Raw genomic sequence first — 11,920 nt, forward strand, 5'->3', positions numbered from 1 at the left:
TGGTGGCCGGAGTGAGCCCCGCGCGCTGAATCGCCTTGGCCGCGGGGCTCCCGCCACGGCAGGATGATCGCTGGGCGTCGACCGCACGAAGGGAACGGGATGAGGCGGAACCGTCTCGGGCAGACCGATGTGCACGTCACGGAGCTGGGCTTCGGTGGCGGTCCGCTCGGTGGCCTCTTCGCACCGCTGGACGACGAGACGGCCACGGGCGCCCTGGAGGCGGCCTGGGACAGCGGGATCCGCTACTTCGACACCTCCCCGCACTACGGCATCGGCCACTCCGAGCGCCGCACCGGCGCCCTGCTCCGGGACCGGCCGCGCGAGGAGTTCACCCTGTCGACGAAGGTCGGCCGGCTGCTGGTGCCGCAGGACCCGGCGGGCCGTACGGACGAGAGCTTCGCGGTGCCCGCCACCCATCGCCGGGTGTGGGACTTCACGCGGGACGGTGTGCTGCGCAGCGTGGCGGACTCGCTGGAGCGGATGGGCGTGGACCGCATCGACGTGCTGTTCCTGCACGACGCGGAGGAACACTTCGAGGACGCGTTGCGCGACGGCTACCCGGCCCTCGCCGAACTCCGCGCCCAGGGCGTGGTGGGCGCGATCGGCGCGGGGATGTACCACCCCGGCAAACTGACCCGTCTGGTCAGGGAATCGGACGTCGACGTCGTGATGCTGTCCGGCCGCTACACACTCCTGGACCACAGCGCCCTGGACGAGTTCCTGCCCGCCTGCACAGACCGCGGGGTCTCGGTCCTCGCGGCGTCGGTCTTCAACTCCGGGCTGCTCGCCACCGCCCGCCCGACCGAGGGCAGCACCTTCGACTACGCCCCCGCCGCCCCGCGGTTGCTGCGCCGTGCGCACCGCATCGCCGACGTCTGCGAGGCCCACGGCGTGACCCTCCCGGAGCTGGCGATGGCGTTCCCGCTGCGCCATCCCGCGGTCGCGGGGATCGTCGTCGGCATGCGCACGGCGGAGGAAGTACGCGCCAACACGGCGGCGTTCGGCGCGCAGATCCCCACGCAACTGTGGGACGACCTGCGGGGCGAAGGACTCCTGGACGAACGGGCGCCGGTGCACGTCCGGTGAGACACGATCAACCGCGATAGGTTCCGCCTCTAGGGACATACGGAGGTGCCGTGAGCGAGCTGGACGCACAGAGGGAGATCACGACCGCCAAGGAGGCGGCCGACGACGAGCTGGTCCTGGCGTTCGGCCGGCTGCAGGGCGCCGCGAACCGGCTGGAGTACATCCTGGGCCGGCGGATCGAGGAGGAGTGCGGGATCAGCCACCTGATGTACGAAGTGCTGCTGATCCTGGGCCGGGCGGGCGAGCCGGGACTGTCGATGCGGGCGATCGGTCAGGAGCAGGTGCTCAGCACGGGCGGAGCGACGCGGCTGGTGGACCGGATGGAGGCGGCGGGCCTGGTACGGCGCGTGACGGACCCGGACGACCGGCGCGGACGCCTGGTGCACCTGACGCCCCTGGGCGAGGAGACCGTCGTACGCGCTTCCCGGCTGCACGTGGAGAACATCAGGCGGTACTTCCTGGAGCCCCTGCCCGCCGCCCACCGGGGACGCTTCGCGGAGGACCTGCGCATCCTCAGTCACGCGGCCCGGGACTCCCTGCCGCTGCTGCCCTGAGCGCGACGCCCTGAGACGCGCGTCACTCACCTGGGCTTCTCCCGGTTGAAATATCTGACGCGTCAGATAATGTTGCCAGGGTGAGCGTCCGCACCAGGCGGGCACCACGTCCCCCGAGGTCCTCGATGAAGCTCGTCTACGTCTTCGATGCCTACTGCGGCTGGTCCCACGGCTTCTCGGCCACGCTGCGCGAGGTGATCTCCCGGCATCCCGAACTGCCGGTCGAGGTCGTCACCGGCGGACTGTTCAGTGGCAGCCGCCGGGTCCCGATCCGTGAGTTCGGCTATGTCCAGGGGGCCAACGCCCAGATCGCGGAGCTGACCGGCGCACGGTTCGGCGAGGCCTACGAGCGGCTGATCGCCGACGGCTCGTTCGTCATGGACTCCGAGGCCGCCGCCCGAGGCGTGGCCGCGCTGCGCGGGGCCGCTCCCGAGCGCGCGCCGGAACTGGCCGCGGAGCTCCAGACGGCCTTCTACCTCGACGGCCTGAGCCTGTCCGACCCGGCCACCTACCGGACGCTGGCCGCGGCCGCCGGGCTGGACGCCGAGACGGTGGTCGCCGCGTTCCAGGCACCCCAGGCGCGGGCGGAGGCCGAGGCGGACTTCCGTCGTGCCGCCGACCTGGGTGTCACCGGTTTCCCCACCCTGCTCGCCGTCGACGGCGAGCAGGCCGTCCCGCTGGCCCGCGGCCGCGCCACCGCCGACGAGATCGACCGGCGGCTCAGCGGCCTCTCCTGACCCGTCACCCCCTCTCCGAGAGCTAGGACCCCTTCCATGAGCACCCTCGACTTCAAGATCCTCGACCTCGACTTCCCCGTCGGCAGCAAGAACAAGACGGCCACCCTCGTCACCGGCGAGCAGGAGGCCCTGCTGGTGGACGCAGCCTTCACCCGCGCCGACGGCCACCGCCTGGTCGCGGAGATTCTCGACTCCGGCAAGACGCTGACCACCGTCTTCGTCAGCCACGCCGATCCCGACTTCTACTTCGGCGCCGAGGTCCTGGCCGACGCCTTCCCGGAGGCGAGGTTCGTCGCGACCCCGCTCGTCATCGACCACATCCAGCACTCCTACGAGGGCAAGCTCAAGGCCTGGGCCGCGCTGGGCGCGAACCTGCCCACCCGCCTGGTCGACCTTCAGCCCCTGACCGGCGACCTCACCCTGGAGGGCCACCGCTTCGAGCTCAAGGGCGGCCCGGCCGGCCTCCCCGACCGCCACTACCTGTGGCAGGCTGAGTCCCGCGCCCTGCTCGGCGGCGTCCTGCTCTTCCAGCAGGAGCACGTCTGGGTCGCCGACACACCCACCCCCGGTGACCGCGAGGCGTGGATCGGCCTGCTCGACGAGATGGCGGCCCTCGACCCCCGGCTCGTGGTGCCCGGCCACCGCCTGCCCGGGGCCCCCGCCGACGCCTCCGCCATCACCGCCACCCGCGACTACCTCCTCGCCTTCGAAGAAGAGCTCGCCAAGGCCGCCGACGGTGCCGCGCTCACCGAGGCACTCGTCAAGCGGTACCCGGACAACGGCATGCTGATCGCCGCCCAGATCGGCGCGAAGGTCGCCAAGGGCGAGATGAAGTGGGGCTGACCATGAGCGAGTTCGCCACCTCCACCGCCCCCGCCGACGTCGTACGCCGCCAGTACCTGGCCTCCGCCGCCGGGGATCTCAAGGCCCTGCGCGCCACCCTCGCACCCGACGTGGAGTGGACCGAGATGGCAGGTTTCCCCCTGGCCGGCACCTATCGCACCCCCGACGGGGTCACATCGCAGGTGATGGAGCGGCTCGGCAAGGACTGGGACGGGTGGACCGCCCACGACGACACCTACGTCGTCGACGGCGAGAACGTCGTCGTCCTCGCTCGCTACACGGCGGCCCACAGGGCCACGGGCAAGCCGATCGACGTCCGCGTCGCGCACCATTTCGTCGTGCGGGGTGGGCTCATCGTCCGTTTCGAGCAGTTCGTCGACACGGCACTCGTCCGTGATGCCATGACGGCCTGAGACCGCGGCGGCGGCAGCGTGGCGTGAGGAGGCCGCGCGTCGCCGCCGGAGGGCGGGTCCCACCACGGTTCCGGAGATGCCGGGCCGCCGGTCCGCCCTGCTGGCAGGATGGGAGGCATGGAACGTGTACTGGGAATCGGCGGGTACTTCCTCAGGGCCGCGGACCCCGTGGCCCTGAGCGCGTGGTACCGCGACCAGCTGGGTCTGGAGGCCGACGAGAACGGCCTGTGGGGGCAGGAAGCCGGGCCCACGGTGTTCGCGACGTTCGAGTCCGCGACCGACTACTTCGGGTCCCGGGCCCAGCAGACCATGCTCAACTTCCGGGTCCGCGATCTGGAGGCGATGCTCGCGCAGTTGCGGGCCGGCGGAGCGGACGTGGCCGAGGAGACACAGGACATGGAGGGTGTCGGTCGATTCGGCTGGGTCACCGATCCGGAGGGCAATCGCATCGAGTTGTGGCAGCCCGCCGACTGACCGGCCGACGCCCCGCCACTCCGGGGGCGGGCCGGACGAGGCGCCGGCTCTGCTCTGAGCCGGTGTGCCGGATCCGGAAGCGGCCGGGCTCCGCCCGGTCCCACTGCCAGACGCTCGAGAACCGCCGACGAGCCTCGATGAATCCCGGTGTCGCGTACGTACGGCCCCGCGCCGCTCACTCGTCGTCCGGGAAATCCCCCGCGAACGCCCCGGCCATCCGCAGCCAGGGCTCCGCCTCCTCGGGACGGCCCAGTCGTTGCAGGGTGCGGCCCAGCATCAGGTGGGCGTAGTGCTCCACCGGATCGCGCTCGACGATCACCCGCAACTGGTCCTCCGCACGGCGCAGTTGTGCGGAGTGGTAGTAGGCGCGGGCCAACAGCAGCCGGGGTCCGGTCTGTTCCGGGGCCTCCTCGACGACGTCGGCGAGGAGCTTCGCGGCACCGCTGTAGTCCCGCGCCTCGAACAGCAACCCGGCCCGTTCCCAGCGCTCGACGGTGGTCTCCTCGTGCGGCACGCCGACGCCGTTGTCGAAGAGGTGCAGCGCGCTCGCCCAGCGGTCGGGCGCCACCCCGCCGGTCGCCGGGTACGCGTTGAACTGGTCGGTCATGATTCCTCCGTCTCCCGGACGCGTCCTCACGCGGGCCGGAGTGCGGTCAGTGGCTGTCGAATGGTCAGACCGCCGGTTCGGCGGTCGCGGCCCGCTCCGCCTCGCGGGCGGCGAGCAGGGAGGCGTGGGTGGGGGCGTCGGGCACGTCGGCCGGCCGGTTCCTGGCGAACTCCTCGCGCAGCACCGGAACCACCTCCTCGCCCAGCAGGTCGATCTGCTCCAGCGCGGTCTTCAGCGGGATGCCACCGCCGTCCACCACGAACAGCTGACGCTGGTAGTCACCGGCGTACGCACGGAAGGACAGGGTCTTCTCGATGACCTGGTCCGGTGTGCCGACGGTGAGCGGGGTCTGTCGCATGTACTCCTCCATCGAGAGCCCGCCTCCCATCACCGGTGAGTGGTCGAAGACCGGGCGGAACTCCCTGACGGCGTCCTGGGAGTTGTGGCGCATGTAGACCTGGCCGCCGAGGCCGACGACGGCCTGCTCGGGCGTGCCGTGGCCGTAGTGCGCGTACCGCTCCCGGTACAGGTCGATCAGCTTCCCGGTGTGCTCCTTGGGCCAGAAGATGTTGTTGTGGAAGAACCCGTCACCGTAGTAGGCGGCCTGCTCGGCGATCTCCGGGGAGCGGATGGAGCCGTGCCAGACGAAGGGCGGTACGCCGTCCAGCGGCCGGGGCGTCGAGGTGAAGCCCTGGAGCGGCGTACGGAACTTGCCCTCCCAGTTCACGACGTCCTCGCGCCACAGCCGGCGCAGCAGGGCGTAGTTCTCGACGGCCAGACTGATGCCGTCCCGGATGTCCTTGCCGAACCACGGATACACCGGGCCGGTGTTGCCGCGGCCCATCATCAGGTCGACGCGCCCGTCGGCCAGGTGCTGGAGCATCGCGTAGTCCTCGGCGATCTTCACCGGGTCGTTCGTGGTGATCAGCGTGGTGGACGTCGAGAGGATGATGCGCTCGGTGCGTGCGGCGATGTACCCGAGCAGGGTGGTCGGCGACGAGGGCACGAACGGCCGGTTGTGGTGTTCACCGGTCGCGAAGACGTCGAGTCCGACCTCCTCGGCCTTCTGCGCGATCGCGGTCATCGCCTTGATCCGCTCGCGCTCGGTCGGGGTGCGACCCGTGTTCGGGTCCGTGGTCACATCCCCGACGGTGAAGATGCCGAACTGCATCGCCCTCAGCCCCTCTGTCGGTTGATACATCAACTATGCCCCTCCAACACGCCCCCTCCCCTGGCTATTCCGCTCCTGAGATCCGCGCGGTGGGCTCCCACGTCGAGGACGGTGGCGTGGCTGCGGTGGCGTCGAGGAGCTCGGCGGAATTCGGCAGAGATCCAGGCGGGCGGGGAAGTCGGCGGGCTCCAGGGCCTTCACTCGGGGACGCCGTACCGCTTGCGCCGGGGCCGCGGGCCACGGGAGCCGAAACGTTCCGCGGCCTCGGCGAGACCGGCTTGTTGGCCTGGCGGATCACCGGCAGCACCGAGGCGACGACCGCGAGCAGCGCCACCAGGCCGACGATCAGGACCGTACGGCCGCCCGCGCACCCCGGGAAGCCCGGCCGAAGACCCCACCGCGCTGGGCGGAGCCGCTGGACCGGCGCCCTCATCGCCTGGGCGGTGGCCGGCACCGGCACGCTCATCCCGGACTTCGTCCCCCGGTGGAGTCAGCCCGTGTCCTCGTCCAGCTTGGCGATGATCCGCTCGGAGACCTCGGCCAGGACCCGCAGCTCGGCCGGTGTGACGTGGTCCACGAACAGTTCGCGCACCGCCTCGACATGACGTGGGGCCGCCGCCTCGATCGCCGCCCGGCCGGCGTCCGTGATGACGACGAAGGCACCGCGCGCGTCCTCGGCGCACTCCTCCCGGGCCACCAGGCCCCGACCCGCCATCCGCGCGATGTGGTGGGACATCCGGCTCTTCTCCCACTCCAGCGCCCGGGCCAGATCCTGGTACCGCTGCCGCCCCTCCGGGGTGTCCGTCAGATGGACCAGCACCGCGAAGTCCGCAGGCGACACCTTGGACTCGGACTGCAGCCTGCGTCCGAGACGGCCGCCGAGCCGCTCATGCAACCGGACGAAGCCCCGCCAGGCGCGCTGCTCCTCCGGCGTCAGCCATCGCACCGTCTCTCCCATGAAAAAAGTGTAGACGTAGTTGACAGGTCACCGAACAGTGCGGTGCGGGCCGCGGCCCCGTCGGCTACTCCCCGGCTCCCGGCGTCGGGATGCTGCCCGTCGTCGCCAGTTCCCGGTACCACAGGGCGCTGTCCTTCAGGGTGCGGCGCTGGGTCTCGTAGTCGACGTGGACGATGCCGAAGCGCTTCGAATAGCCGTAGCCCCACTCGAAGTTGTCCATCAGCGACCACACGAAGTACCCACGCAGATCGACGCCCGCGGTGAGCGACCGGTGGGCGGCGACGAAGTGCCGGTGGAGGTAGTCGACGCGCTCCGGGTCGTGCACGGCGTGACTGCCGTCGGAGCGGGTGACGACGTGGTCCTCGAAGGCCGCTCCGTTCTCGGTGATGACCAACGGCTGGTCCGGGAACCGGGCGTGCAGGTCCAGGAGGAGCTCTTCGAGTCCGTCGGGGTCGATGTTCCAGCCCATGGCGGTGTGCGGGCCCTCCTGCGCGACGAACTCGACCTGGGGTGAGCCGGGCCAGGGCGAGCCGCCCATGTCCTTGTGCCCGTCGTTGTTCTGACGCGCCGTCGTGCCGTCCCACAGCCGGACCGTGGTGGTGGCGTAGTAGTTGACGCCGAGCAGGTCCAGGGGCTGGTGGATCAGCGCGAGGTCGCCGTCCTCGACGAACGACCAGTCCGTGACGGACGCGGTGTCCGCCAGGAGGTCCTGCGGGTACTGGCCGCGCAACAGAGGTTCGGTGAAGGCGCGGTTGGCCAGCGCGTCGATCCGGCGTACGGCCTCCTCGGCACCGTCCCCCTCACCGCGCAGCACGTGGAAGTTGAGGGTGACCGAGTACTGCGGATCGTTGGTGGTGACCTCCCGCAGCTGCTGGACCGCCAGCCCGTGGGCGAGGTTGAGGTGGTGGACCGCGGCCAGGGCCGCGGCACCGTCGCTGCGGCCGGGGGCGTGGGCTCCGGCGCCGTAGCCGAGGTAGGCGGAGCACCACGGCTCGTTCAGCGTGGTCCAGATCGCGACACGGTCACCGAGGGCTTCGCCGACGACACGGGCGTAGTCGGCGAAGGCGAAGGCGGTCGCGCGGTTCGTCCAGCCGCCCTCGTCCTCGAGGGCCTGCGGAAGGTCCCAGTGGTACAGGGTCGCGACGGGGACGATGTCCCTCTGCAGCAGGCCGTCGACCAGGCGGCTGTAGAAGTCCAGGCCCTTGGGGTTGGCCGGGCCCCGGCCGGTGGGCTGGATGCGCGGCCAGGCTATGGAGAACCGGTAGGCCTTCAGGCCCAGGGACGCCATGAGGTCGAGGTCCTCGTCGAGGCGGTGGTAGTGGTCGGCGGCCACGTCACCGGTGTCGCCGTTCCACGTCTTGCCCGGCGTGTGGGAGTAGGTGTCCCAGATGGAGGGGCCGCGTCCGTCCTCGTCGGCGGCGCCCTCGATCTGGTAGGCGGCGGTCGCGGAGCCGAGGAGGAAGTGCGCGGGGAAGGACAGGGGCTGGGCTGTCGACATGCGGGTCGCTTTCCGGTGATGGCCAAAGGGTGGGGACGGAGTCCTGGAACCACGGTGATGTTAACGTTAACAAGCTGTCAAGGCCCTCGCCCCGACCAAACCCGCTCCCGCCCCCGTCCGCCCCCGTCCGCCTCGGGGTGCCGGCGTCGGCGATGTCGAGGCCGGGGCGGGCGAGGCCAAGAGGGACAGCTCCCGCGGGGTGAGCGGCGGGGCGTCCGTGATCGCCGCGTTGCGTTCGACGTTCGTCAGGGACCTCATGCCCACGATGGCCGTGGAGACCGTCTGCCCCGCGAGGGCGAACCGCAGGGCGGCGGACGGGAGTTCGTCGGCACCGATGCCCAGGTCGGCGAGGATCGCGTCGACCCGCTGCTCGACCCGCTGCTCAGGCGCCGTAGCCGATCTCCGACACGGTCAGTCCGGGGGTGCCGAGCTCGCGATCACGCATGTGCTGTTCGTTCTCCCTGGGGGAGGCCCCTTGCTGTGTGCTGGGCGGCGGAACTTCGGAGCGTTGCCGCGGTTCAGGAGCCCGCGCGGGGTACGGCGGTGCTGTGCCGTACGACGAGCTGCGGTGTGATCTTCTGCTGCTGTGCCGGGGCCCCGCCCACCATGCGCACCAACAGCTCGATGGCGCTCCTGCCGAGGTGGGCGAAGTCCTGGCGGACGGTGGTCAGGGCGGGGACCAGGTATCCGGCGCCCTTCATGTCGTCGAAGCCGACGACCGCCACGTCGTGCGGCACCTTCACCCCCCGTTCGGCGAAGGCGGCCAGCACGCCCATGGCCATCTGGTCGTTCCCCGCGAAGACCGCGGTGGGCAGGCCGCTGTCGGCGTCGCAGAGTTCGTGGGCCAGGCGGAACCCGCTCTCCGCCGTGAAGTCGCCCTCCAGCTGGGCTCCTTCGGCTGCCGCGGCGGTGAGTTCGGCCCGCCAGCCTTCGACGCGGGCCCGGGCGTCGAAGGTGCGCAGCGCACCCGTCAGATGGGCGATGTTCCGGTGCCCGAGGTCGAGGAGGTGCCGGACCGCGAGCCGGGCGCCGAGTTCCTGGTCGACCTCGACGAAGCTCAGCTCGGGGCTGGGCACGTTGCCGGACATCACCACCGCCACCGGAACCCCCAGGGAGAGGTCGGACAGCACCTCCACCGTGCCGGGCCGGTCGGCGACGACCGCGATCGCCTCCACCGACTGGTCGGTGAGCCGTTGCAGCGTCTCCAGGAGGTCGCCGGTGGTGCCCTCGCCCTGCCGGCTGGCCAGGCTCACCCAGTAACCGGCCTGCTTGGCCGCGGTCTCCACGCCGAGGAGGATGCGCGGCAGCTCGAACAGTTCCGACCCGACGATCACCACGCCGATCGTCGAGGAACGCCGGCTCTTGAGGGCCCTGGCGACGCTGTTGCGGCGGTATCCCAGCTTCTGGATCGCCGCCTCGACCCGGGCCCTGGTCTCCGGCCGGACCGACGGGTGGCCGTTGACGACACGGGAGACGGTGATGTGGGAGACGCCGGCCTCCCGGGCCACGTCCATCATGCCCGGCGGCCGGTCCATGTCACTCGTCCTCTGCCCTCGACCCCAGCAGGCGGGCTCACGCCCACCGCCGATACTGTCACAGGCGCGGGGCCGCCTCTTCGCCTCCGGCGTGTGCGACGCCGTCAGGCCTTCCGGCTCCGGCGGCTGGACGAACCGTCCACGAACGACTCGCACCTGCGGCGCGGAGACTTCGCCCGGTGCGCCTCCGCGCCCTCGGCCGTGAGCGCCACCTGGGTGACAACCTGGCCACGGTCGCGCGGGCCCCTGGCGGACGGCGTCCGGCTCGGACCGGGTACCGAGCGCTGCGAGAACTGCCCGCGACCGCACACCGGTCCGGGGTTCAGGCCGTGTACCGCGGTGTCCACTGGGCCTCAGCGATCGCGTCACGCAGTTCGGACTCCGTCGCCTCGGGGGCGACTCCGTCCTCCACGGCGGCCTGCGCCACCGCGAGCGCGATCTCGCGGGCCGCGTCCCGCATGCTGGCCAGCGGGGGCAGCAGCTGAGTGGCTCCGTCGGTGCCCGCCCGTACCGCGCAGTCCCCGACGGCACGGGCCGCCGCGACCATCATGCGGTCGGTCACCCGGCGGGCCCGGCAGGCGGTGACCGCCAGTCCGACAGCGGGGAAGACGTAGACGTTGTTGGCCTGCGCGACCGGCACTTCGCGGCCGTCCACCTCCAGCGGCGGGAAAGGCGACCCGGCGGCGATCAGGGCCCTGCCGTCGGTCCAGCGGGCGAGATCGGCGGGGTCGGCCTCGGCGTTCGAGGTCGGGTTGGACAGCGGGAGGATCACCGGCCGGTCGCAGGAGTCGGCCATGGTCCGCACGATCTCCTCGGTGAAGGCGCCGTGGGCCGTGGACAGCCCGATCAGCACCGTCGGCTTCACCTCGCCGACGACCCGGGCCAGGTCGGGCGCATCCCCGCCCCACTGCCGTAGGTCCGCCTCGTCGCGGGCGTAGACGCGCTGTTCGGGGGTGAGGTCGGTGCGGGAGTCCACCAGCAGGCCGTCGATGTCGACGAACCAGAACCGGTCGGCCGCCTCCTCCTCGGAGAGGCCCTCCTCCACGAGTGCGGTACGGATCATGTCGGCGACGCCGATCGCCGCCGATCCCGCGCCCAGGACCACGATCCGGTGGTCGGTCAGGGAGGCTCCGGCGACCTTCGTGGCGGTGGTCAGAGCGCCCAGCGCGACGGCCGCCGTGCCCTGGATGTCGTCGTTGAAGGTGAGCAGCCGGTCCTGGTAGCGGCTGAGGATCGGGCGGGCGTGGGCGGTCGCGAAGTCCTCCCACTGGAGCAGGGTGCCGGGGAGTTCGGCCTCCACGGCGGAGACGAACGCCTCGATCATCTCGTCGTAGGCGTCGCCGGTGACGCGGTGCTGCCTGCGGCCGAGATAGTGCTCGTTCTTCAGGAGCTGCTCGTTGTCGGTGCCGACGTCGAGGAGGATCGGCAGGGTGCGGGCCGGGTGGATGCCGCCGATGGCGGTGTAGAGGCTGAGCTTGCCGATCGGGATGCCCATGCCGCCGACTCCCTGGTCGCCGAGGCCCAGGATGCGCTGGCCGTCGGTGACGACGATGACGTCGACCTCGCCGCCCGGCCGGTTGCGCAGGATCTCCCGGTAGCGGTGGCGGTCCTCGTAGGTCAGGAACAGTCCGCGCGGCCTGCGGTAGATCTCGCTGAAGCGGCGGCAGGCCTCGCCGACCGTCGGTGTGTAGACGACCGGCAGCATCTCCTCCAGGTGGCGGGTGAGCAGGCCGTAGAAGAGCACCTCGTTGGTGTCCTGGAGCTGGCGCAGGTAGATGTGCCGGTTGAGGGGCTTGTCGTAGCCGAGGAACGCCTCGTACGCCCGGTCGGTCTGTTCCGCGAGGGTCTCGGTCGCCGGTGGCAGCAACCCGTCCAGGCCGAGCTCGGCGCGCTCATCGGAACTGAAGGCGGTGCCCTTGTTGAGGAGGGGATCGGCGAGCAGGGCCGCTCCGCGAACCTGGGCGGGGTTGTGTGGTGCCATGACGTTCCTCGGGTCGACGGGTTTCAGACCAGCTACTCCTGTGCCCCGTCGACCGCCATCCGA

The 11,920-nt window shown here is 71.3% G+C and carries 12 protein-coding genes and 1 pseudogene; 6 read left to right on the forward strand and 7 right to left on the reverse strand.

The features are described from left to right. The first annotated feature begins 99 nt into the window (after window positions 1–99). From D1369_RS03880 to D1369_RS03905, 6 genes are all read left to right on the forward strand, one after another. Window positions 100–1,086, forward strand: a complete 987-nt coding sequence (locus D1369_RS03880; RefSeq protein WP_007386458.1) for an aldo/keto reductase — start codon at window positions 100–102, stop codon at window positions 1,084–1,086. Between the two features lie 59 nt (window positions 1,087–1,145). Continuing rightward, a complete protein-coding gene (locus D1369_RS03885) occupies window positions 1,146–1,640 on the forward strand; it encodes a MarR family transcriptional regulator (RefSeq protein ID WP_037903953.1) in 495 nt (164 codons plus the stop codon). Between the two features lie 125 nt (window positions 1,641–1,765). Beyond that, the gene (locus D1369_RS03890) at window positions 1,766–2,377 is read left to right on the forward strand and encodes a DsbA family protein (protein ID WP_007386456.1); all 612 of its coding nucleotides are present in this window, start codon (window positions 1,766–1,768) and stop codon (window positions 2,375–2,377) included. Between the two features lie 36 nt (window positions 2,378–2,413). After that, a complete protein-coding gene (locus D1369_RS03895; protein WP_007386455.1) occupies window positions 2,414–3,220 on the forward strand; it encodes an MBL fold metallo-hydrolase in 807 nt (268 codons plus the stop codon). A gap of 2 nt (window positions 3,221–3,222) precedes the next feature. Then, complete coding sequence (locus tag D1369_RS03900; protein ID WP_007386454.1) at window positions 3,223–3,633, forward strand: nuclear transport factor 2 family protein; 411 nt, start codon at window positions 3,223–3,225, stop codon at window positions 3,631–3,633. Between the two features lie 117 nt (window positions 3,634–3,750). Further along, complete coding sequence (locus tag D1369_RS03905; protein ID WP_037902239.1) at window positions 3,751–4,107, forward strand: VOC family protein; 357 nt, start codon at window positions 3,751–3,753, stop codon at window positions 4,105–4,107. Window positions 4,108–4,282: 175 nt separating this feature from the next. Here D1369_RS03905 and D1369_RS03910 read toward each other — a convergent pair whose 3' ends face one another. The 7 genes and pseudogenes from D1369_RS03910 to D1369_RS03945 all read right to left on the reverse strand — a co-directional run bounded on the left by D1369_RS03910 (window position 4,283) and on the right by D1369_RS03945 (window position 11,857). Next, on the reverse strand, window positions 4,283–4,714 hold the full coding sequence (locus tag D1369_RS03910) for a tetratricopeptide repeat protein (protein WP_037902237.1): 432 nt from the start codon (window positions 4,712–4,714) through the stop codon (window positions 4,283–4,285). 64 nt (window positions 4,715–4,778) lie between these two features. Then, complete coding sequence (locus tag D1369_RS03915) at window positions 4,779–5,885, reverse strand: LLM class flavin-dependent oxidoreductase (protein WP_007386451.1); 1,107 nt, start codon at window positions 5,883–5,885, stop codon at window positions 4,779–4,781. Between the two features lie 200 nt (window positions 5,886–6,085). Next, window positions 6,086–6,246 (reverse strand): annotated as a pseudogene (locus tag D1369_RS03920) (two-component sensor histidine kinase); the annotation flags it as partial. 129 nt (window positions 6,247–6,375) lie between these two features. Next, complete coding sequence (locus tag D1369_RS03925; RefSeq protein WP_007386450.1) at window positions 6,376–6,843, reverse strand: helix-turn-helix domain-containing protein; 468 nt, start codon at window positions 6,841–6,843, stop codon at window positions 6,376–6,378. Window positions 6,844–6,907: 64 nt separating this feature from the next. After that, entirely contained in the window at window positions 6,908–8,341 is a 1,434-nt protein-coding gene (locus D1369_RS03930; RefSeq protein WP_007386449.1) for a GH1 family beta-glucosidase, read from the reverse strand. Between the two features lie 518 nt (window positions 8,342–8,859). Beyond that, the gene (locus D1369_RS03935) at window positions 8,860–9,876 is read right to left on the reverse strand and encodes a LacI family DNA-binding transcriptional regulator (RefSeq protein ID WP_007386448.1); all 1,017 of its coding nucleotides are present in this window, start codon (window positions 9,874–9,876) and stop codon (window positions 8,860–8,862) included. A 322-nt stretch (window positions 9,877–10,198) separates the two neighbouring features. Next, window positions 10,199–11,857, reverse strand: coding sequence for an NAD-dependent malic enzyme (locus D1369_RS03945; RefSeq protein ID WP_007386446.1), 1,659 nt, complete (start codon window positions 11,855–11,857; stop codon window positions 10,199–10,201). Window positions 11,858–11,920 lie beyond the last annotated feature (63 nt).

It is taken from the genome of Streptomyces sp. CC0208 (assembly GCF_003443735.1).
GTDB classification, from domain to species: Bacteria; Actinomycetota; Actinomycetes; order Streptomycetales; family Streptomycetaceae; genus Streptomyces; species Streptomyces sviceus.